Origin of the sequence: Streptomyces sp. FXJ1.172, from assembly GCF_001636945.3 — a bacterium.
Taxonomy (GTDB): Bacteria; Actinomycetota; Actinomycetes; order Streptomycetales; family Streptomycetaceae; genus Streptomyces.
Window position 1 is genome coordinate 8,359,600 of the sequence record NZ_CP119133.2, and the last position, 22,022, is coordinate 8,381,621.

Below are 22,022 nucleotides of genomic sequence, written 5' to 3' on the forward strand. Positions count from 1 at the left end.
GATCACCCGGCTCACTGGTAGTGGACGAAATGCCGGCTGAGCCGGAACTGGACGGCGGTCACCGCCATGATCAGCACGAACAGCAGCACGCCCACCGCGGACGCCTCACCGAACCGCAGCTGCTCGAAGGCCTTCTCGTAGATCACCATCACCACCGTCCGGGTGGAGTCGCCGGGCCCGCCGTCGGTGAGCACGTACGGCTGCTCGAAGACCTGGAGCGCGTTGATGATGCCGACCACCGAGGCCACCAGCAGGGTGGGGGAGAGCAGCGGCAGGGTGATGGCGAGGTGCTTGCGCAGCCCGGTCGCGCCGTCGAGTGCGGCGGCCTCGTGGATCTCCTTCGGGATGTTGTTCAGCCCGCCCACGAACAGCAGGAACGAGAAGCCGAACTGCTGCCACACGTACACGATGATCACCGTGGCCATCGCGCCGTGCTCGGAGGTCAGCCAGGGCACGGGAGCGATCCCGAACACCCCGATCAGCCAGTTGATCACTCCGAAGTCCTGGTTGAACAGATACTTCATCACGACCGAGATGGACGCGGCCGACAGCACGAGCGGGAAGAAGAACGCCGAGCGGAAGACCGAACGCAGCCAGGTGGGCATCCGGCCGTTCAGCGTGAGTGCGAGCGCCAGCGCGATCAGCAGTTGCGCGGCGACCGCGAACACCATGAAGACGAGCGTGTTGCGGAAGGAGACCAGGACGGTCGAATCGGTGAACACCGCACGGTAGTTGGCCGTACCGGCCCAGCCGGGCGGATCGATCACATTCCAGTGGAAGAGGCTCAGCACGACCGAGCCGATGATCGGTACGACCGTGAAGACCACGATCCCGACCACGGTCGGGGCCAGGAACAGCGCCGCCAGCAGCCGCGTGCCCCGCTCACGCGCCGAGGGCCGCGCGGCCGCCGGACTCGGGGCCGCGGCCCGGGACCGGACCGTGCGAACCCGGGTGCCCGCGGTGCCCGTCGTGCGCGCGGCGTCGGTGGTGTCCGTGGTGTCCGTCATGTGTCACGCTCCATGGCCTGCTCCAGATCGCCCTGCATCCGCCGCAGCGCCGGCCTCACCGAGCGCGGGCTCGCCAGTGCCGTCCCGGTGTGCTTCAGCAGCACCTGCGTCACCTCGGCGACCTGCGGCGGGGCCGGAATCGGGCCGGTGTCGGGGAAGCTGTCGAGGGTGTCGTAGAAGACCCGCCAGTGCGCCGGGCCGGTCTCCCGGTAGCGGGCCGCGGTCAGCATCGAACGGCGGGCCGGCGTCGTCTGGTTGGTCGAGAACAGCTCGGTCAGGGTGTCCAGCCGGGCCGAGTACTTGATGAACTCCCAGGCCGCGTCCTGCTTCTTCGAGGTGCGCAGCAGCGCGTAGCCCGCGGCGCCGAACTGGTGCCGCTGGGTGCGCCAGCGCGGGAAGTACCGCACGTCGAAACCGCCGTCGCGCATGCCGGCCAGATGCAGGCCGCCCGCCCAGAATCCGCCGGCCGGCGTGATGCCGACCCGGCCGGTGGAGAACACCCCGATCAGATTCTGGCCGTTGCCGCCCTCGGGCCGGGTGCACAGCCCCTCCTGGATCAGCGCGGCGAGATAGTCGTACGCCTCTTCGACCCGCCCGCTCGTCGCCTGTGGAGTCGTCCAGCGGAAGCCGCCCCCGCGCCCCTGCCGCCGGGCCGCCGGATAGAAGCCGTCCCACAGCCAGGACCCGCCGGGCGCCTTGGACTCGGACAGCAGATTGGTGCCGTTGGCGAACAGCCAGGGCACCACGCCGCCCCACAGCCGGTTCGTCCAGAAGTACGGCGTGAAATGGGAGTCGTTGGCCTTCTTCATCCGGCGCAGCAGCGCGGTGAAGTCGTCGCGGGTCCAGCCGTCCGCCGGGAGGTCCGCCCCCGCGCGCTCCAGCACATGCGTGTTGACGTACATGTCGGCCGCGTTGAACTCGATCGGCAGCTGGTACAGGCTGCCCTCGTACATCATCGACTCCACCAGCGAGGGATGGACGTCGGCGAAGTACTCCTTCAGCTCCGCAGCGTCCCGCCGCACCCAGGGGTCCAGCGCCACGCCCAGGTGCCGGGCGAACAACTGCACGCCCTCGGTGGCCACATAGACCAGGTCGGGCGCGGTGCCCGCCGCGATCTGCGTGAGGATCTTGGCGAAGAAGTCCGGCCAGTCCACGGCCTGCACCGCGTTGATCCGGACCTTGATGTCGGGGTGCAGCCTGCGGAAGCCCGTGACCAGGGCGCGGATTCCGTCCGGGGAGAACGCCGAGCCCAGGGTGGCGACGACGAGGGAGCCGTCGTCGCGGCCCGGGATGTCGGAGCCGGTGAGCCGGTCCCAGCTCGCGGCGGTACCGGCGAGCGCCGCGGCCCCCGCGCCGTAGGCGCCGTACCGCAGCAGGGCGCGGCGGGAGAGATGCGAGTCGGTCATCAGGTGCCTAACTCGTGTTAGCCAAGGTGTGATGCCCCAGATGATGAGAAGCGCCTCACGGCACTGTCAAGGTGCGGGAACGCTTGACCTTTAACGAGTTAGGTCCCACAGTCCTGGTCCCATGGATCGTCATGGACCGTCAGGAGAGGACCGAGGCGTGCTGCGCGGCCGCGGCCCGACCAGAAGAGCCCTGTTCACCACGACCGCCGCGGCAGCCGGCGCGGCCCTGCTGCCCACGGCACCCGCATCGGCCGCAGCACTGCCCAAGCCGGCGCGCGGCTGCCTGAGTTACCGGGCCGGCTACCACTTCACCGTCCCCGACCAGTGGAAGAACGACCCCCAGCGCCCGGTCTGGATCGACGGCGAGTACCACTACTACTACCTCTACAACGCCGACTACCTCGACGGCGAGGTGGGCACCGCCTGGCGCCTGGCCACCAGCACCGACCTGGTCTCCTTCACCGACCGCGGGATCGCGGTGCCCAAGGACACCACCGTCAACGGCGATGTGTGGTCGGGTTCGGCGGTCGTCGACACCGGCGACACGGCCGGCTTCGGCGCGGGCGCGGTGATCGCCGTCGTCACGATGTCACCGGGCGGCGGCACCGACCACCAGGAGCAGTTCCTGTACTACTCCACCGACGGCGGGCGGAGCTTCACGAACCACGGCACCGGTCCCGTGCTGCCCAGCCCCGGTGCGGGGGCCGACTTCCGTGACCCCAAGGTCATCCGTGACGAGGACCACGACCGCTGGGTGATGGCCCTCGCCGAGCGGAACACGATCGGCTTCTACCACTCTGCCGACCTCAAGTCCTGGACAAAGGCGGGAAGTTACCGCAAGGACGGCATCGGGGTGCTCGAATGCCCCGACCTGTTCCGGATCACCGCCGACGACGGCACACCGATGTGGGTGCTGGGCGCAAGCGCGGACGGCACAGGCTCCGGAGAGCCCAACACCTATGCCTACTGGACCGGTTCCTTCGACGGCGCTTCCTTCACCGCGGACCGTGCCGACCCGCAGTGGCTCGACCACGGCTGGGACTGGTACGCGGCGGTCACCTTCGGCAAACGACGGGCGGACGGCTCGTCCGACCCCGCCGCACGGTACGCGATCGGCTGGCTCAACAACTGGGCCTACGCACACACCACACCCACCATCGACGCGGACGGCTTCAACGGCACGGACTCCGTGGTCCGCGAGATCACCCTCAAGAAGTCCGCCTCCGGCGGCCATTACCTCGCCTCACAGCCGGTCGCCGCACTCGACACCTATGTCTCGCGCACGGTGAACCTCGGCGACCTGACCGTCGACGACGGCACCCGCCTCCTGGACTACACGGGCATCTCCTACGAGCTGAGGACCGAGATCACCTGGTCCCGACTCACCGGCGCGGGCGTCCAGTTGCGCCGTTCACCGGACGGCGGCCGGCACATCGACGCGGGTGTGTGGGGCGAGTACGCCTTCCTCAACCGGCGCGGCACCGTCAACCCCGCCGCCAGCGGCGACCGGCAGGAGAGCCGCAGCCCGTTCGACCCGGGCGCCGGGCGGGTGACACTGCGCATCCTGGTGGACCGCACGTCCGTCGAGATGTTCGTGGACGACGGCCGGTACGTGCACTCGAGCGAGGTGTTCCCGTACCTGGTGGACGACCGGCTCGCGCTGTTCGCGGCGGGCGGGACGGCCGTGTTCCGGAACACGGTGATACGGGAGTTCACCGTGTGAGGGAACGCGACGATGCCACAGAGGACCTAGTACCCGGCGGGGGACCGGTGCGGGTCCGCCTGCTGCACCCGCGCCGAGAAGTTGGAGCCCGATGTGTTCACGTGATAGCGGTCGCGCACGTAGTTGATCGTGGCGCACATGTCCGCGACCACGTCGTACGGTGTGGTGGCCGTGCCCGCCTGGTGGTATTCGGCGAACGTGCTGGGGATGCACTGGGTGGCACCTCGCGAGCAGTTCTGCGGGTGGCCGTCGGACACCTTCGGGCCGCGCGCGTTCACGTCGTTCAGGTTCACCCGGTACCTCGGGCTGTTGTAGGCGGACTCGCGCTGGGTGATGGTGACCAGCGCCGGGACACCGTACTCCGGGTCCATGCCGGTGAGTTCGCACGCCTGCTGCGCATAGCGGCGCATGGCCGGCTCCCCGGCGTCGTCGTGCGGGTCGTTGAAGGTGACCTGCCCCAGGGTGAGCCGTCCTCCTCCCGCGGCGGGAGCGGCGGCGCCCGTGCAGTCGACGGTGAAGCCGGCGAACCGGCCGAGGGCGGTGAGGGAGGCGCAGCCCGGTGTGCCGTCGGCGTCGGCCCCCGTGAAACCCTGGGCGAGTTGTTCGGCCCGGTAGGCGGCCCTCGTCTGATCGCCGAAGAAGCCCGTGGCTCCGTCGGGGATGCTGCGGCCCCGCGCGATCAGGGCCTTCTGTACGACACGGATGTCCTCGTTGGTCTCGCCGTAGCGGAGGTTGGACAGGGCGACCATGACGGCTCGCTTCCTTTCGGCTGGTCAGTCCTGGAGGGATGGGGTGAGCCGGATCCGCGCGTCCTGCCGCTGCGACGGCCGGGCCGGCGAGGGCGGGTTCCGGATGGCGGAGACGGCGGGCGCGGGAGCGGCGGCGCCGACGTCGATGACGGGCATGCCGGAGTCAGTGAGCATGCGTCGCGAACCGGATCCACCTCCGGTCGCGTCCGGTTCGGTGTCGAAGCTACAGGTGCGCCGTCAGCCCGCCGTCATCCTGGCGTCACCCGCTCTGGAGGACCGTGACCCCGTGGCGGGAGAGCATGCGCGCGAACTGCGGGGACGGCTCGACCCCCAGTTCCTCCCGCAGCAACCGCCGGAAGGAGCGGTAGTGACGGACCGCTTCCATGAGATTGCCCTCGGCGAGATGCGCGGACACGGCGGCCCGGTGCGCGCTCTCCCGCAGCGGTTCGGAGCGCACGCTCTCCCACGCCGCCTCAAGGGCGAGCGCCGGCCTTCCCTCCCGTACGAACACCTCGGCCAGGGCGTCGAGGGCGTGCAGCCGCAACTGCCGCAGGCGTTCGCGCTCGATCAGCACCCACTCCTCGTCCCAGCCCGGCAGCAGGTCGTCTGCGCCCAGCAGGCCCGGCGGGAGCTGCGCGGTGGGCGGTGGACAGCAGCCCTCCACGACACTCAGCGCCGTCTCGGTGAAGGAATGCACGTCGACGCGCAGGGCCGTGGCCGCAGCGAGCGAGTCTCCGCTGCACCGGACCAGCGACTCGTCACCGCGCGGAAGCTTCCACAGCGTGGTGCGCAGGCTGCCCCTGGCGCGGTCTTCGGTGACCTCGGGCCACAGCGTCCCGGCGAGCACCGTACGCGACACGCGCCGACGCAGCGCGACGAACGCCAGCACGCGCTGGGCGTTGCGGCACAGTTCGACGGCCTTGGCATCGCACTCCAGCCGGAACTGGCCGAGCAACCACAACTGGGGAGGGGAATCCACCTTGATCGCCTCGCTCACCGTGGCGAGGATGCGCGCCCCCGCGCAGGCAAGCCTCTTAACATCAGTCTCAGCTGGGGCGACCGGGCCGTGCAACCGCGCGGAGCAGCGGTGATCCGCCGCGGTTCGAGGCCCGGAACATCGGCCGAGGCCGGCGCCGACCCCCGGGGTACCGTTTGCGGACCCACCACCTCGGGGCGAGACTCGACAGCGGGGGCGGGAGCGGGGAATGGAGGGGGGCGGGAGCGGGGAAAGGAGGACGCAACCGTGCTGGTTCTCCGTTCAGTTCAGTTCAACACCGTTGGCGCCTGGCTGATGGCGAGGGCCGCGCCGACGCGCGCCGCCTCGCCCAGCCCCTCCGGAACCAGCGGCGATCCGGCCGTGATCTCCTGGGGGCACATCCAGGTTCTGCTGTGGCTGTTCCTGGGCGCCCTCGCGCTCATCGGGGTGATCCTGATGGTCGCCCGGTCCCTCGTGCCGAGCCGCTCGGCGTCGCAGGACGGCATCGTCCGCAGCTGGATCGCCCTGGCTCTCGTCGCCGGCCTCCTGGTGTTCTGCGCGGTGGCGTTCGCGGTACAGGACGCCAACCTCCGCAGCACGCTGATCGGGGCGCTCGCCGCGGCAGCCGGGGCCACGATCGCTTTCTACTTCTCCGGCAAACACGCCGAGGAGGCCCGCCAGGACGTGCTCAGTGCCGCGTTCGGCGGAGAGGAAGTCGTCCCCGACCTGATCAACTGCACGGAGGAACAGGCCGCCGCGCTCCTGGGCAGGACATCGCTCAAGCTCGACCTCGCGCCCGGCTCGGGACCGGCCACGTCGCCGGCGACCATTTCACGTCAGGACCCTGCCAGGGGAGCGACCGCGCCGAGGGGTACGGCGGTGAAGGTGAGCTATTCCGCCTCCGCCTCCGCTGAGGCTGAGGGGGAGCCGAGTACGACGGAGCAGCCCGGGCAGCCCGGCGGCGGGCAGCCCCCCGCCGGGCAGCCTGGCGCCTGATCAACTGCCGTGGGTCCGCCACGAGTTCGGCGGCGGACGGACCTGCCGCCGTCCCGGGGAGTACGAGCGGCGGCGCCTGCGGTTGCCGCACCCGGGTTCCGGTGGCGAGAACGCGCCGCCGGAGCGAGCATGGAAGCGAGCGAGCGGCAGCGCCCCCATCCACGACCCTGACCATCCCGGATGAGGCGTTCGTCATGTCATTGGTGGTGCGGCCCGCGGACATGCTCGTCGTGGACGTCAGCCTCGTCAATCTGCGGTTCGACGGCCGTCGCCTGGTGCGGCAGGATTCGGCCGTACCCACGCTCGTGGTCGTAGGGCTGCCGCCGCAGCACGTGCTGGAGCAGGCCTTCGAGCAGGTGCCCGCCGGCTCCGTGTCCGCCGTCACCGCCGGCCCGACCACCCTGGCCTTCTCGGTGCCGGCCACCCTGGACGGCCTGGACCCGTCACTGGACTCGCTGCTCGACTGGGCGAGCCTGGTGGCGATGACGGTACCGGTCGGACTGACGGCCCCGGACGCCGCCGGGCAGGCGGTGTTCCAGAGCATCCCCAGAAGCGTCATCGAGTTCCCCACCCGGCTGTTGATCACCTACGACGAGCCGGTCGAGTGGGTGATCCGGCCCGGTCCCCAACAGCTCGGCGGGCGCACCGCGTTGTGGCACGCCCGGCTGCATGGCAGCGCTCAGGACGGGGAGGTGCTGCTACGGGCCTTCGCGTCGGTCCAGGGCCGGGGGCCGTTGCCCGACGGCAGCCCGCTGGCCGTCCAGGACCTGCAGGACATCGTGACCCTCACCAGCCGGGCCGAACAGACCGTTCCCGGAAGGCCGCCGATCGACATCCCCAGCGCACCGTTGCGGTCCGAGCAGTTCATCGTCACGCCGCTGGGCTCCTCGGCCCATCTGCACGGCGCCTGGCCGGCACCGTCGGACACCGCCAAAGGGGAGTTGGCGGAGGCCGGGCTGCGCGTACCCGACCTGGAGGCGTACGACCACATCACGGGCCTGGGACGGGACCAGTACATACGCGTCGTCAGACGCGGCCGGCTGAACACAGGGCACGAGGTCTCGCACGTCAAGGAGTTCAGGAGGCTGTTCGCCGGCGACCCGAACGGCGGCATCGTCGCCTTCCTGCAGCGGCAGGACCGGGTCATCGTGAAGCAACCGGAGGTCCGGTACGGAGCGGGGTCCGGCTACCCGCACGACGGACGCGAAATGCCGTTCAGCGTGCTCCGTATCACCGACCGCGTCACCCCGCCGATCAAGCCGCCGGATCCGCCGTCGGCGGAGCCCGAAGGCCCGACGAGGCCGCTCAAGGACAGCACGTCCTTCTGGGTGCAGCTCCAGGACTCCGGTGAAGACCATCTGTTCACCCTGATCGGGACGGACCGGGAGGTGGTGGGCAGCCGGAAGGTCACGTTCAAGATGCCCCTGGTCTTCGTGCCCGACGGGCTGGACGACGCCGAGGCGGATGTGGGCAGGCGGCTCGCAGAAGCGGACCCGGACCCGCAACACCCCCGCATGAGGCGGGAGCTGCTGGGCCAGACGATGGCCATGGCCGAGCCTCCGGACGGCGCGTCAGGGAGTACGGCCCACGCGGTCGACACCCTGACCTTCGGGTTCGGAGGGATCGGCCTGCCTCATGTGTCCGCCGCATCGGTACGAGTCCACGCGGTCGAACAGTTCCTCCCGAACGCCGGTCCCCTGACCGTCGAATTCAACCCGACCTATCTCCAGCAGACCATGGCGGGGCATCCCGCAGGTGCGTACCTGGACCTCAAACCCGCGCTCCCCCTGGCCATGGGGGCGGAGAAGGCCGGCGGCCTAGCCGCTCCGCAGGCAGCGCTCGCAGTGATCACCAGCCAGGCGGGTGCCGTCCCGGACGTCTTCGGCCCGGACGGCAACGGGCTGTCGCCGACGCAGATGACGCAGGCCTTCGACGGGGCCAAGCTGCTCGGCCTCATCGAGCTGTCCAAGATCCTGGGCGCTGTCGTCAAGGACGACCTCAACCAGCTTCGCAACCTCGGCGACGAACAGATCGCCGGAATCCTCGGCGACGCGAACCGCGTGCTGCCGGCGCCGGTGCTGCGCGTCCGTGATCTGGCGGACGGGCAGGGCAAGGAACTGCGCTACGTGTGGAAGACCAAGCTGGCGACGCCGGATCCAACGGGGTTCCTCGTGTCGGCGCCCCCTCTGCCGGCCCAGCCCACGCTGACCCTGGACGCCCACACCGTCCGCTCGCAGGCCGCCGTCGACAACACCACCGTCGAGGGCAGCCTGACCAATTTCGGCCTGGCCTTCGGCGACATCGAAGTGGACTTCGCCGAGGTGAAATTCAAAGCCGGCCCCGGCAGGAAGCCCGACGTGACGGCTTCCGGCCTGGCGGTGAAGTTCACCAATGACCTCGAGTTCATCAACACGCTCCGCGATGCCCTGCCCGCGGACGTCTTCGGCGCCGGTGCCTTCGTGGACGTCCAGCCGACGAAGATCTCCGCGGGCTACAAACTCGCCCTTCCCTCCATCGCGCTGGGCGCCTTCACCCTGTCGAACCTCACCTTGGGCGCCGAGCTGACGATTCCCATCGACGACTCGTCCCCGGTCGGCTTCCGCTTCTCGGTCTCCGAACGGCAGCACCCCTTCAAACACCGCAGGGTGCGGTACCGCCCCCTGGCCGGCAGCGGGTTCCGCGACTGCTTTCCCGCGCAGTTCGCCGACCACGCCCAGGACGACCCCTCCGCCCAGGGAGCCCCGTCCGCACCGGCGCCCCTCTCCGTACAGGGAGCAGCGCAGGAAGTCTCGGTGCCCAGCAGCGCCCCGCCCGCAGCACCGCGGCTGCTGTACTGCGTGCCCACCCTGTCCCTGGAGCGCGCCACCGGACCGTCCGGTGCCATCGTCCAGCGTCGGCACGGCGGCGGTGTCCGGGTGTATCTGGACCGCCCTTGGTATTCCTCCGGAGACGGCGAACTGCTCGGCGTGGTCCTCGGCCAGCCCCCCGGGGGCGATCCGGCCGCCGCACAGGACGCCTGGGTCACCCTGATGGGCCGCGATCCCGTGCACCGTTCCGCACCCGTGGTCTTCCCGACCGCGGAGGTCTTCACCAACGCCGAGCGGTCCTCCGGTCCTCTTCAACTCCCCACACCGTCCGGCACGCTCACCGTCACGGTCGTGGGCTTCACCCCGCAGTTCGACAAGGACGAGCCGGGCGGGCGCTGGTTCTGCGACCTGGAACTGGACACCGGGGACGCCTGTCTGCCCTTCGTCCGGCTCGCCCTGGTCCGCTACCAGCCGGACTCGATCGAGCGGGCCGAGATCTCGCCGGTCGTGCTCGCCGACCTGGTACGCATCCTGCCCGACCGTGAACCGACCGTCACGCCGGGCGATTCGATCGCGGTCAGCCTCACCGGACCCTCCTGGGATCCCACCGGCTCGACTGCGCCGCGGATCACCGCCACGCTGCAGCGCAGGCACGACGTCACCACCGACGACGACCTCGGCTGGGTGACCCTCGAGGACACGGCCACGCAGCTGACCTCGATCGACGCCGAGTCCTCACACAGGCCCTTCTACACCGGCCAGGTCGCGCGTCCGGCCGTACGGCCCGGGGTGCCGCTGCGCCTCCTCGTGATGGAGACCGAGGGCATACCGGCCGACGGAACCACGCCGTCCACACCTCTGGGCCCGGTGGTCTACTGCGACACCGTCGACGTCCCGGCACAGCACGGCGGCGGCGACGAGGGAGACGACGGGCACCACGGCCACGGCGGGCCCGGTGGGCCGGATGACGGCCACGGCGGGTTCGGCCACCACTGACCGACCAAGGAAAAGCGCAGCTTCTGGAGATCACATCATGTTCGACAGCGTCCACAACTTCTGGATCCAGTTCAACGATCCGCTCGAAGGCCGCGTGAACTACATGTACCTGGACCAGAAGGGCTGGGTGAGCACCGGCATAGGCAACAAGATCGACGAGACGGCGCACGCGGACTCGGCGCCGACCGACGCGGAGCGGTCGCAATCGCTGGCCGAGGCGCGAGAACTCCACTGGATCGTCAACGACGACGGCTCGGACGCGACGGCCGATCAGGTCGCCGCCGACTGGGACACCGTCAAGGGGCACCTGGAGAAGGCGTCCGAAGGACACAACGCCTTCCAGCCGCCGATGACCAAGCTGCACCTGGACGACAGCGAGATCGATCGCAACGTGTTCGCCAAACTCGACCAGATGGAGTCCGTACTCCTCTCCCGTTCCGAGTTCAGCGACTTCGCCAGCTGGCCGGCCAATGCGCAACTGGCGACCTTGAGCATGTGCTGGGCGCTGGGGCCGACGCTCAACGACTTCCCCATGTTCCGGGCGGCCGTCGCCAACCATGACTGGAAGGGCGCCGCCGACCAGTGCCACTTCACCCCGGACGAGGGCACCATCCAGATCAGGAACAAGCTCGACCGGGAGCACTTCCAGCTGGCTCAGCTCGTCGCGGACCAGGGTCAGCCCGTGGACCAGATCGCGATGCAGCTGTCCGACGTCTTCGACGTGCAGGGCGCGCTGCTGGCCCTGGGATTCAAACCGGGTCGCCAGGACGGTGCGGACGGACCCCAGACGCAGGCCGCGGTCCAGGCGTTCCAGACGGCCAACGGACTCGACCCGAACGGCCGGTCCGACGACCCCGCCACGGTGAGCGCGCTGAGTTCCCAGCTCGCGAACGCGGGATTCAACGTGCTGTCCGCGTGATCCGTTCACGGTGTCACGTGAGAAGAAGAGAGGATCAGCCATGTCCTTCGACATCGATCTTTCGCATCCGTTCCCCTCAGGATTCACCGGTGGTGTCGGCGGACCGAACTTCGGCGACCACCAGCCGCCGAAGTGGTACATCCAGTTCGGCATGGATCTGGGGGCGGACGGGGGCACAGAGATCTTCGCCGCCTTCGACGCGCACATCACCAAGTTCACGCCGGACGACCCCTCCGCCGACACCGAGAAGGTCTACGGCGCCCAGCTGTTCATGCGCGCACCGAACGACATGATGGGCGGCTTCTACACGCATCTCACCGATGTGCCGCCGGACCTGGCCGTCGGGTCCTCGATCAGCAGGGGCGATCTGCTGGGCACCGTGCTCCGGTTCGACCCGACGTCCCCGCATGTCCATCTGGCACTGGTCGAGATCATCGGCGGGGCACCGAACGGCACCTACCAGGGTGTCGACCTGTACCAGCTCTTCCTGGACACGGCCAACACGGACAAGGTCACCACCGTGACGTTCATGCAGGACGGCACACCGCCGGTCGTCAACTGACCGGCGCCGCACCTCGCCCGCAGCGACCACGCGCGATCAGCCGGCCGGCCGCCGGCCCAGTGCCGGGCCCAGTTTCGTCGCCATGTCGGTGAGGATCTGGACGTAGTCCTCGTGCTCGAAGGCGAAGGGCAGCGCGAACGCCACCTCGTCCACCTCGCGGAACGCGGCATGCGCGTGCAGCCGTTCGGCGATCTGGGCCGAAGTGCCCACCAGGTCCGGGGCGAACAGCAGCCGGGCCGGGCCCTGCGGGGACGTCGTGCGCGGCAGGCGCCCGGCCGCGTACGCCTCGTACTTGGCACGCTGCTCCGGGCTCGCGGAGTCGGTGGGGATCACCACCAGTCCCTGGGAGACCCGGGCCGCCTCGCCGTCGGGATGGTGGGCGCGGAACTCCTTGATATGGGCCAGCTGGATAGCGGCGAAGTCCGGCTCCCCGTCGGCGTTCGTGGTGTCCTCGGCGTTCTCGGCCTTGACGACACTGCTGGTCAGGAAGTTCATCCCGTGCTCGCCGGCCCAGCGCGCCGAGCCGAGGCTGCCGCCGCCGTACCACAGCCGCCGGCCGAGGCCGGGGGAGTGCGGCTGTACGACGTCCGAGAACACTTCGAATCCCTCGGCCCCGCTGAAGTCGGTGGCGGGCTTGCCGCGCACGAAGTCCAGCAGCCGCCTCACCCGCTCGTAGGAGAAGTCCTCCGCGTCGGCGGTGTCCGGGTACAGCGCCTCCCTGACCTGCTCGTAGTGCATGGGCGGGCCGACGCTCACGCCCGGGTTCAGCCGGCCGCCGGACAGCAGGTCCACGGTCGCCAGGTCCTCGGCGAGGCGCAGCGGGTTCTCCCAGCCCAGCGGGATCACCGCCGTGCCCAGCTCGATGCGCCGGGTGCGCTGGGAGGCCGCCGCCAGGACCGCCACCGGGGAGGAGATGCCGTACTGCAGGTGCCGGTGGCGGACCCAGGCGCTGTCGAAGCCCAGCTGCTCGCCCAGCTCGATGATCTTCAGCGTGGACTCGTGACCCCGGGCCGGATCCGCCGCGTCGAACAGGCCGATCGTGAGAAAGCCGAGCTTGCGCAGCGGGCGAGGGGTGGACGGCACGGGCTCCTCCAGCGGTCGTACGTCGGCTCTGCCCCGATTCTCGCAGGCCAATGTGACAACTATGTGATCACTTCTGATCACTTCAGCGGGATGACGACCTCGTCCTCGACGGGGGGATCGAGTTCCTGCGCACGGTTGCCGGTCGCGGCGAAGCAGCGCAGCCGCACCTCCTCCGGGGCGACGTCCAGCCGCAGGAAGCACTTGAAGAACGGCGGGCTGTAGGTCGCCGAGCCGGGCGAGAGCAGCGAGGTGTACGTCTTGCGCACGGGCAGCCGGAAGCGGGACGTACGGTCCGGGCGGCCGCCGGTGCCGAGCAGGCTCGCGACCAGCCGGGCGCGCCGGGTCACCCGGGCGTCGGGGGCGGGCGCGCGGCCCGGCTCGATAGCGAGCCGCTCGGCGACGACGGCCGTCGCCTCGGACTCGCTCAGGGTGAAGAGGCGGGGCAGGCGCAGCCGGCGGCCGTACAGGCGGCTGTAGAAGGCCAGCGAGTCGCCGCGCAGCGGATAGCAGCGGAAGTCCCGCTCGGTCACCCCGCCGACCGACACGCGCGGGATGGTGTGCGTGGCGTGCATGAACGCCCCGCCGCCGCCCGAGACCACGTACTGGATGGTGCGGCCTTCCACGTCGACCGGATAGCGCTGGTAGTTGTGGATGTCGCCGCCGATCGCGGCCACGTAGTGGTGCTCCGGGTCCCGGACGATGTCGTCCACCGTGCCGCCGCCCTCGATGGCGCACGGGTGGTGCTCGCCGTCGACGTACAGCGGCGAGCCGGTGATGAGGATCTTCGGCTTGGGCCCCCGGGACACCTCGCGCAGCCAGGCGCCCTGCTCGGCGTCGAGCGTGCCCAGCAGGCCGGTGTCGATGCCGACGAGCCGCACCGGTCCCGCGTCGATCGCCCAGTACGGCCCCGGCTGCGTGGCCCGCTGGCCGGGAGCCGCGCGCAACTCACGGGCCGCCGCGAGCCGTTGCTCGTCGGTCGGACCCGGCCGGTGCCACAGCAGGGCGCGCCACCAGGCGCGGGTGAGCGGACGGGGGCGGGGCTCGGGATCCAGCGGCGGGGTGTCGGCGCAGAACACCCGCATGAACGCGCCGAGATCCTCGTACCAGTCGTGGTTGCCGGGTATCGCGTAGACCGGCGCCGGATAGTCCTGGTAGGGGCGGAAGAACTTGGTGCCGTAGTCGGCGGCGCTGCCGACCGGATAGATCACATCGCTCGCGATCACCGCGAACTCCGTGTCCTGACTCACCTTCAGAAAACCTGGCACGACGGCGTACTGGGGGTCGTCGCCCTCGCCGGTGTCCCCCATGACCATGAAGGAGAAGGCGTCGGGAACCTCACGTGTGATCACCTTGTCCGCGGGTGCCCCCGCCGACTCCCGGCGCGCCACCCAGCGGCTGCGGGTGTGCCCGGTGGGATCGCCGAACCAGGTCGCCAGTACACCGTTGCGGGCGGCCCACAGGGTGCGTGGGTTCAGCCACGACACCTTCTCGACGTGGTCCGGCATCAACTGCTTGTAGGCGCCGGGCTCGGCCGAGCCCCAGCCGGCGCCCTGGGCGGTATCGCGTGAGGAGTCAGACACCAGTGCACGGTAACAACGCGCCGGTCAGCGGAGGTTGGCGGGGCCCGTCGGGTCCGGGGCGGAGTCGCCGTAGCCATCGGGGCCACCGCGTTCACCACCGGCCTGCGCACCGTGGCCGGCGGTCAGGTCAGGTTCAGGCCGCCGTCGAGGAGGACGACCTCGCCGGTGAGGTAGGTGTGGGCGAGTACCGAGGCCACCAGGTCGGCCACGTCGGCGGGTTGGGCGGGGCGGCGCATGGGGGCGCGGTCCCGCCACAGTTCATGGGCCTTCGTCCAGTCCTTCGTCATCGGTGTGTCCACCAGGCCCGGGGCCACCGCGTTGACCCGTACGTCGGGTGCGAGCGCGGCCGCGAGCAGCCGGGTCACGTGGTTCAGCGCCGCCTTGCTCGCCGCGTACGGCACCGACGAGCCCTTGGGCCGCACCCCGGCGTGGCTGGTGACGTTCACGATGCCGCCCCCGCCCGGGGAGGTGCGCAGCGCCGGAAGCGCCGCGGTGCACAGGACCCAGGGCGCGATCAGGTTGACCTCCAGCAGGTGCCGCCAGTCCGCCGGTGTCGCTGCGGCCAGGTCGGCATGCGGGATCGGCCGGCTGATGCCCGCGTTGTTCACCAGCGCGTCCAGCCGCCCGTACCGGCCGAGCGCCGCCTCGACCAGACCGTGGGCCTCCTCCTCCACCGCCAGGTCGGCCCGCACATACGCGCCGCCCAGCTCGGCCGCCAGCGCCTCGCCGGCCCGCGTACTGCTGCGTGAATGCACGACGACGCGCATGCCGTCCGCCGCCAGGCGCCGCGCGACGGCTTCCCCGATCCCGGACGTGGACCCGGTGACCAGGGCAACGGGCCGATCGCTCTGTTCGCTCCTCATGATCGTCGATCATGTCATCCGCCCTGTGTGCGCCCGTCCACGGCGTCGGAGGCCGGAGTCCCGGATTCCGTCCGGCCTGATCAGCGGCCCGGGTAGAGGGAAAACCCTCGAATGCCCTCACCGTGACTGACATGTGCGGGTCAACGCTGCAATTCTTCCCCGGCACACCGCACTTCTGCGGTGTGCGCACGGATCACCGTTCCGCACAGCTCAGCTCACCCGGGCAGCAGACCCGGCTGCCCGTCTGTCACCGGCCGCGACCCGGCGGCCGCAGCAGGAGGAGTACGAGTGAGACCCCACAGACCCGTTCCCCACAGAGGTCGCAAGAGCGCCACGGTCGGAGCCGCCCTGATCTCCACCGCAGCCTTCCTTGCCGTAGGCATCCAGGCTTCCCCGGCGAGCGCCAAGCCCGCCGCTGCCCACCCCGGCCCGCTGCGCACCGGCAGCCTGGAGGCGAGGCTCAGCCCGGCCCAGCACCAGGCGCTGATGAAGAGCGCCCGCCTGCAGACCGGCGCCACCGCCCGCAGCCTCGGGCTCGGCGCGCAGGAGAAGCTGGTCGTCAAGGACGTCGTCAAGGACAACGACGGCACCGTGCACACCCGCTACGAGCGCACCTACGCGGGCCTGCCCGTCCTCGGCGGTGACCTGATCGTGCACACCCCGCCCGCCTCCCTGGCCGTGGGCACCGTGAGCGCCACCTACAACAACAAGCACAGGATCAAGGTCGCCTCCACCACCGCGACCTTCACCAAGTCGGCCGCCGAGAACAAGGCGCTCAAGGCCGCCAAGGCGCTCGACGCCAAGAAGGCCACCACCGACAGCGCCCGCAAAGTGATCTGGGCCGGCACCGGCACCCCGAAGCTCGCCTGGGAAACGGTGGTCGGCGGCTTCCAGGACGACGGCACGCCCAGCCAGCTGCACGTCATCACCGACGCCACCACCGGCAAGGAGCTGTACCGGTACCAGGGGATCAAGACCGGCACCGGCAACACCCATTACAGCGGGCAGGTCACGCTGACCACGACCCAGTCGGGCTCGACGTACACGCTGACCGACGGGACGCGCGGCGGTCACAAGACGTACAACCTGAACCACGGCAGCTCGGGCACCGGAACGCTGTTCTCGCAGTCCAACGACACCTGGGGCGACGGCACCACGTCCAACGCGGCCACCGCGGGCGCCGACGCCGCCTACGGGGCGCAGGAGACCTGGGACTTCTACAAGAACACCTTCGGCCGCAGCGGCATCAAGAACGACGGCGTCGGCGCGTACTCCCGCGTGCACTACGGAAACGCGTACGTGAACGCGTTCTGGGACGACAGCTGCTTCTGCATGACCTACGGCGACGGCTCCGCCAACAACGACCCGCTGACCTCGCTCGACGTGGCCGGGCACGAGATGAGCCACGGCGTCACCGCCAACACCGCGGGCCTGGACTACACCGGTGAGTCCGGCGGCCTGAACGAGGCGACCAGCGACATCATGGGCACCGGCGTGGAGTTCTACGCCAACAACAGCTCGGACCCCGGTGACTACCTCATCGGCGAGAAGATCAACATCAACGGCAACGGCACCCCGCTGCGCTACATGGACAAGCCCAGCAAGGACGGCAGTTCCGCCGACTCCTGGTACTCGGGCGTCGGCGGCCTCGACGTGCACTACTCCTCGGGTCCGGCGAACCACATGTTCTACCTGCTGTCCGAGGGCAGCGGCACGAAGGTCATCAACGGCGTGACCTACAACAGCCCGACCTCCGACAACGTCGCCGTCACCGGCATCGGCCGGGCCGCCGCCCTGCAGATCTGGTACAAGGCCCTGACGACGTACATGACGTCGAGCACCGACTACGCCGGCGCCCGCACCGCCGCCCTGAACGCGGCGGCCGCCCTGTACGGCGCCAACTCCACGCAGTACGCGGGAGTCGGCAACGCCTTCGCCGGCATCAACGTCGGCAGCCACATCACCCCGCCCGGCAGCGGAGTGACCGTCACCAGCCCCGGCAACCAGACCTCGACCGCCGGTACGGCCGTCAGTCTGCAGGTCCAGGCGAGCAGCACCAACAGCGGTGCCCTGACCTACAGCGCCTCCGGGCTGCCCTCGGGCCTGTCGATCGACAGCTCGACCGGCCTGATCGCCGGCACGCCCACCACCGCGGGTACCTACAACACCACGGTGACCGTGACCGACTCCACCGGGGCGACCGGCACCGCGACCTTCACGTGGACGGTCAACTCCAGTGGTGGTGGCGGCGGTTGCACCTCGACCCAGCTGCTGGCCAACCCCGGCTTCGAGTCGGGGAGCAGCGGCTGGAGCGCCACCAGCGGGGTCATCACCACCGACACCGGTGAGGCGGCCCACGGCGGCTCCTACAAGGCCTGGCTGGACGGGTACGGCTCCTCGCACACCGACACCCTGTCCCAGTCGGTGACGATCCCCGCGGGCTGCAAGGCCACCCTGACCTTCTACCTGCACATCGACACCGCCGAGACCACCACCGGCACCCAGTACGACAAGCTGACGGTGACCGCCGGCTCGAAGACCCTTGCGACCTACTCGAACCTCAACGCGGCCTCCGGCTACAGCCAGAAGTCCTTCGACCTGTCCTCCCTGGCGGGCTCGACGGTCACGCTGAAGTTCAACGGCGTGGAGGACTCCTCGCTGCAGACCAGCTTCGTCGTGGACGACACCGCCCTGACGACCGGCTGAGCGATCACGCTTACGACGCGGTCCCGCACCGAGGGGTGCGGGACCGCGGCATGTCAGCTCAGGGGATCCAGCGTGAGGTACGCCTGCTGCGGATTGCCGTCGTTCACCAGCGATTCCTGGTCGGCGACGTCGTCGAAGGCGAACGCGTAGGCCTTGCCGTCGGCCATCTGCGCATGGACCGCGCGGGCGTACTGGTTGGTCACCGCGTCCTGGTAGAAGTCCGCCGGCGTCGTGTCCGGCTGGTTCGAACTGGTCAGCAGCGTGGAGCGGTTGAAACCGGCGCACAGCGTGCGGGAGATGGGCCCGCGGACCTTGTCGTTGGGCGCGTCGAGCAGCTTGTGGCAGCCGAAGACGCTGTCCGCGTCCGGCTTCTGGAAGCTGGTGACGACCGATCCCGAGGCGTCGGTGAAGTTCATGACGCCGCCCGAGACCCGCCCGGAATACTTGGTGCCGGGCTGGTCGGCGAACGGCGTGACGGTCAGCGTCGTCGTCGCGTACTTCTGCCAGACGCGGTTGACGTAGTCGTCCATCACGCCCGCCGGCAGAGCCCCGGTCTCCACGCCGTACAACGGGGACAGGGCGCGCAGCACCGTGCCGTCGGAGCGGGTCTGGATCAGCCCGGCCCAGCCGCCCGGCTGTGCGCGCAGGGCGTTGAAGAAGCCCGTGTATCCACCGGACTTGAGATGCCCGGTGGTGCTCACACTGCCGTCGGCCCGCTGCACCCCGACCGCGTACGGCGCCGAGAACATGTCCACCTGGGTGCTGTTGAGCCACAGCCCGGAGTCGTTCAGCGTGTACTCGGACCAGTTGAACAAGATGTTCCTGTTGGGGTCGGACGGGTTCTGCACGGCGGGCTGGACGAGGCCGCCGGTGGTGAGCCGGAAGTCCAGCTTCTGGCCGTAGGAGAAGTAGATCCGGCCGGAGAACTTCGGTATCCGGATCGTCGTGGACTGGCCCGGGGCCGGACCCGCTATCGACGCGTCCGGTGCGGGTGTCGGCGGGTTGCCGCCCGCCGGCCAGGCGTGGAAGGCACCGCCGGCATCGGCCCAGCCCTGCTGTCCGGAGGAGAGCTGGGTGCCGAGGTCGTAGACGTAGACGGGCTCGGAACGGCCCGAATTGTTGGTGATCTTCAGTGGGACGGTGTCCGGGACGGCGGCGCCGGCGCGGTCCGGGGCGCCGAGGGCGAGTACGCCGCCGACCAGGGCCGCGGCGGCCGCCAGGGGCAGTGCGGGGCGTGTGAGTGTGTGCGGCACTCTCCTACCTCCGTGTGGGGTCGGGGTCGTACGGATATTGGTCCGTACCTGTCTGAGAGCGCTCTCAGACTCGTGCCGCGCCGCGTCCATGTCAATGCGTGGAACGAGATCGACTCCCGGCGCCCGCTGTGCGGCGGCGCCGGGAGCCGGTCGCGGTCAGGTGTGTGAGCCGGTGTCAGAAGGTGCGCTCGAGCAGGCCGAGCAGCGCCGCCCAGTGCCGCTCGTCGGCCTCCCTGTCGTACGACGGGGTGTCGGCCTGGGTGTAGCCGTGCTGCGCGCCCGGGTAGACCTCGCAGGTGTGCCGGACCCCGGCATCGGTCAGGGCCTTCTCGAAGCGCTCGATCTGCTCCGGCGGCAGCGAGTGGTCGTTGTCGGCGTGTCCGCAGTACACCTCCGCGGTGATGCGCGGGGCGCCCAGGTGCGGGCTGGTCGGATCGTCGGTGGCGAGCCCGCCGCCGTGGAACCCGGCCGCGGCCGCCACCCGGTCCGGATGCGCCGCCGCCGTCCACAGGGCGAGCCGGGCTCCCATGCAGTAGCCGGTGATCCCGACCGGCCCGTCGGCGACCAGCGGACTGTCGGCCATCCAGCGCAGATAGGCGGCGGAGTCCCGCCCGATCAGCTCCGGGGTGAGCGAGAACACGATCGGGCCGAGCTTCTTCCAGATGGTCGGGTCGGCGCCCGGGTCGATGAACTCGGGCAGCTCGACGACCGGGGCCCGGCCGAGGCGGTAGGTCACGTTCGGCACCAGCACCGCGTAGCCGGCGGCGGCCAGCCGGTCCGCCATCTTCTTGAGGTGCGGGCGCAGGCCGTAGGCGTCCTGGTAGAACAGCACCCCCGGACGGGGGTTCCCGTCCGCGGGGTGGACGAGGTAGGCGTCGGCTACGCCGTCCTCGGTCTGGATGTCGAGGTCGGTTCGCTGCAGTTCGGTCATGGTGAGCAGGCCTCCCTTGCGGAATGGGCGCCGGACTGCGGTCGCCCCCGGCGCCTGGGCTGCAACCATGCTGTCACGCAAGATCAACGGCGCCGCACCGGTGTCCCCTCAGGCCCCTGCCGTCACTCGAAGCGGCTGGTGTCCCCGGCGCCGCGCCGGACGATCTCCGCCTCACCGCCCGAGAAGTCCACGACCGTGGTGGGTTCGGTGCCGCACTCGCCGGAGTCCACCACCGCGTCCACCGTGTGGTCGAGCCGGTCCTTGATCTCCCAGCCCTGCGTCAGCGGCTCCTCCTCGTCCGGCAGCAGCAGCGTGCTGGACAGCAGCGGCTCGCCCAGCTCCGCCAGCAGCGCCTGCGTGACCACATGGTCGGGGATGCGCACGCCCACGGTCTTCTTCTTCGGGTGCAGCAGCTTGCGCGGCACCTCGCGGGTGGCCGGCAGGATGAAGGTGTAGCTGCCGGGTGTGGACGCCTTCACGGCCCGGAAGACGTCGTTGTCCACCCGCACGAACTGGCCGAGCTGCGCGAAGTCCCGGCACATCAGCGTGAAGTGGTGCCGGTCGTCGAGATGGCGGATGGAGCGGATCCGGTCGATGCCGTCCTTGCTGCCGAGCCGGCAGCCCAGCGCGTAACAGGAGTCGGTCGGGTATGCGATGAGCGCGTCCGAGCGCACAGCGTCGGCGATCTGGGCGATGCTGCGGGGCTGCGGGTTGTCGGGGTGCACGTCGAAGTACTTCGCCACCCGTCGAGCTTATGCCGTCGCCGGGTGCGGCACGCGCAGCCCCGGGGCCTGTTGCGAGATACTCATGCGGTCACACCTGTGCGGCATGCCTGTCAGGCCATGCCTGCCGCGGCCGTCATGCCCGAACCCGCGCCTGGCGGCGGGACGTCGGCAGCGTCGCCACGGCACTCGCCGACCGCATCGCCGCACGGCACCGGTCCCTGGACCGGCGCGTCGCCCGCGGCCAGGTCCGGCCCGGCGAGGTCGGGCCGGGTCAGGTCAGGCCCGAACCGCCGCACGGCCGCCTCGGCGCGCTGCGCCACGTTGCGGCACGACACTGCCCCGCACCTGTCCACTGGCCTCTGCGCCCAGCCGCAGGGGGCCGGCTCGACGGGCCCGTTGCCGTGATCGCCAAGTGTCAAGTGCCAAGTGCCAAGGACGCGAAGACCGGGGGCGACGGGCGGCGCGCCGGTCTCCAGGACCATGCCGGACACGCTGAACGCGGCCGTGGCCGGAGGGCAGGGACCGGGCGTTCGTGGCGGGCCTGCACGCCGCCGCCCTGGTCACCGACGCCCTGTGCCAGGCGGGCGCGGCCCCTCGCGGCAGCCGGGACGGGCGCGGGGGCGGCGCCGGGCGAGACGGAGTGAGCCACCTGTGACCCGGCCGCCCCGAAAGTCCCCCGCAGCCTCCCGCGTACTTCCCCGATTCACGGGCATCCGACCGGTGAGCCGCCCTGGGCACCC

19 protein-coding genes are annotated in these 22,022 nt (G+C 70.4%); 7 read left to right on the forward strand and 12 right to left on the reverse strand.

The genetic code is table 11. The annotated features are described in order from the left end of the window. Nucleotides 1–11: 11 nt before the first annotated feature. Both A6P39_RS37760 and A6P39_RS37765 read right to left on the reverse strand, forming a co-directional pair. Nucleotides 12–1,007 (reverse strand): carbohydrate ABC transporter permease, encoded by a 996-nt coding sequence (locus A6P39_RS37760; protein WP_067054545.1) that lies wholly within the window; start codon nt 1,005–1,007, stop codon nt 12–14. Further along, nucleotides 1,004–2,413, reverse strand: a complete 1,410-nt coding sequence (locus tag A6P39_RS37765; RefSeq protein ID WP_067054543.1) for an ABC transporter substrate-binding protein — start codon at nt 2,411–2,413, stop codon at nt 1,004–1,006. Before A6P39_RS37765 ends, A6P39_RS37760 begins: the two co-directional genes overlap by 4 nt. A 157-nt stretch (nt 2,414–2,570) precedes the next feature. On the opposite strand from A6P39_RS37765, the gene A6P39_RS37770 reads away from it, so the two are divergent. Then, nucleotides 2,571–4,136, forward strand: a complete 1,566-nt coding sequence (locus A6P39_RS37770) for a glycoside hydrolase family 32 protein (protein WP_443053021.1) — start codon at nt 2,571–2,573, stop codon at nt 4,134–4,136. Between the two features lie 26 nt (nt 4,137–4,162). On the opposite strand, the gene A6P39_RS37775 is transcribed toward A6P39_RS37770, so the two are convergent. The 3 genes from A6P39_RS37775 to A6P39_RS37785 form a co-directional block, all read right to left on the reverse strand. Beyond that, entirely contained in the window at nt 4,163–4,885 is a 723-nt protein-coding gene (locus A6P39_RS37775) for a hypothetical protein (RefSeq protein WP_199841003.1), read from the reverse strand. 24 nt (nt 4,886–4,909) lie between these two features. Beyond that, entirely contained in the window at nt 4,910–5,059 is a 150-nt protein-coding gene (locus A6P39_RS37780; RefSeq protein WP_159396191.1) for a hypothetical protein, read from the reverse strand. A gap of 85 nt (nt 5,060–5,144) precedes the next feature. Then, nucleotides 5,145–5,882, reverse strand: a complete 738-nt coding sequence (locus A6P39_RS37785) for an AfsR/SARP family transcriptional regulator (RefSeq protein ID WP_067054539.1) — start codon at nt 5,880–5,882, stop codon at nt 5,145–5,147. Between the two features lie 246 nt (nt 5,883–6,128). Between A6P39_RS37785 and A6P39_RS37790 the strand changes: the two genes are divergently transcribed. The 4 genes from A6P39_RS37790 (at nt 6,129) to A6P39_RS37805 (ending at nt 12,141) form a co-directional block, all read left to right on the forward strand. Then, entirely contained in the window at nt 6,129–6,857 is a 729-nt protein-coding gene (locus A6P39_RS37790; protein ID WP_067054536.1) for a PASTA domain-containing protein, read from the forward strand. A 194-nt stretch (nt 6,858–7,051) separates the two neighbouring features. Beyond that, nucleotides 7,052–10,660, forward strand: coding sequence for a hypothetical protein (locus A6P39_RS37795; RefSeq protein WP_159396190.1), 3,609 nt, complete (start codon nt 7,052–7,054; stop codon nt 10,658–10,660). 37 nt (nt 10,661–10,697) lie between these two features. Next, a complete protein-coding gene (locus tag A6P39_RS37800) occupies nt 10,698–11,579 on the forward strand; it encodes a peptidoglycan-binding domain-containing protein (RefSeq protein WP_067054532.1) in 882 nt (293 codons plus the stop codon). Between the two features lie 40 nt (nt 11,580–11,619). Then, nucleotides 11,620–12,141 carry a peptidoglycan DD-metalloendopeptidase family protein gene (locus tag A6P39_RS37805; protein WP_067054531.1) on the forward strand — a complete coding sequence of 174 codons (522 nt, stop codon included), beginning with the start codon at nt 11,620–11,622 and terminating at the stop codon, nt 12,139–12,141. Nucleotides 12,142–12,177: 36 nt separating this feature from the next. On the opposite strand, the gene A6P39_RS37810 is transcribed toward A6P39_RS37805, so the two are convergent. The 3 genes from A6P39_RS37810 to A6P39_RS37820 all read right to left on the reverse strand — a co-directional run bounded on the left by A6P39_RS37810 (nt 12,178) and on the right by A6P39_RS37820 (nt 15,667). Continuing rightward, nucleotides 12,178–13,224 carry an LLM class flavin-dependent oxidoreductase gene (locus tag A6P39_RS37810; protein ID WP_067054529.1) on the reverse strand — a complete coding sequence of 349 codons (1,047 nt, stop codon included), beginning with the start codon at nt 13,222–13,224 and terminating at the stop codon, nt 12,178–12,180. A gap of 77 nt (nt 13,225–13,301) precedes the next feature. Then, nucleotides 13,302–14,804, reverse strand: coding sequence for a metallophosphoesterase family protein (locus A6P39_RS37815; RefSeq protein ID WP_067054527.1), 1,503 nt, complete (start codon nt 14,802–14,804; stop codon nt 13,302–13,304). 122 nt (nt 14,805–14,926) lie between these two features. Beyond that, entirely contained in the window at nt 14,927–15,667 is a 741-nt protein-coding gene (locus A6P39_RS37820; protein ID WP_067054525.1) for an SDR family NAD(P)-dependent oxidoreductase, read from the reverse strand. Between the two features lie 288 nt (nt 15,668–15,955). Between A6P39_RS37820 and A6P39_RS37825 the strand changes: the two genes are divergently transcribed. Further along, the gene (locus A6P39_RS37825; protein WP_067054523.1) at nt 15,956–18,373 is read left to right on the forward strand and encodes a M4 family metallopeptidase; all 2,418 of its coding nucleotides are present in this window, start codon (nt 15,956–15,958) and stop codon (nt 18,371–18,373) included. A 53-nt stretch (nt 18,374–18,426) separates the two neighbouring features. Here the strand turns inward: A6P39_RS37825 and A6P39_RS37830 are convergent, their stop codons facing one another. The 4 genes from A6P39_RS37830 to A6P39_RS37845 all read right to left on the reverse strand — a co-directional run bounded on the left by A6P39_RS37830 (nt 18,427) and on the right by A6P39_RS37845 (nt 21,617). Further along, nucleotides 18,427–19,626 carry a glycoside hydrolase family 64 protein gene (locus A6P39_RS37830; protein WP_234379217.1) on the reverse strand — a complete coding sequence of 400 codons (1,200 nt, stop codon included), beginning with the start codon at nt 19,624–19,626 and terminating at the stop codon, nt 18,427–18,429. A gap of 175 nt (nt 19,627–19,801) precedes the next feature. Further along, nucleotides 19,802–20,557 (reverse strand): dienelactone hydrolase family protein, encoded by a 756-nt coding sequence (locus A6P39_RS37835; protein ID WP_067054521.1) that lies wholly within the window; start codon nt 20,555–20,557, stop codon nt 19,802–19,804. 122 nt (nt 20,558–20,679) lie between these two features. Further along, a complete protein-coding gene (locus tag A6P39_RS37840) occupies nt 20,680–21,300 on the reverse strand; it encodes an L-threonylcarbamoyladenylate synthase (protein ID WP_067054519.1) in 621 nt (206 codons plus the stop codon). Between the two features lie 92 nt (nt 21,301–21,392). After that, the gene (locus tag A6P39_RS37845) at nt 21,393–21,617 is read right to left on the reverse strand and encodes a hypothetical protein (RefSeq protein ID WP_067054517.1); all 225 of its coding nucleotides are present in this window, start codon (nt 21,615–21,617) and stop codon (nt 21,393–21,395) included. 197 nt (nt 21,618–21,814) lie between these two features. On the opposite strand from A6P39_RS37845, the gene A6P39_RS37850 reads away from it, so the two are divergent. Beyond that, on the forward strand, nt 21,815–21,937 hold the full coding sequence (locus tag A6P39_RS37850) for a hypothetical protein (RefSeq protein ID WP_267893387.1): 123 nt from the start codon (nt 21,815–21,817) through the stop codon (nt 21,935–21,937). Nucleotides 21,938–22,022: the final 85 nt, after the last annotated feature.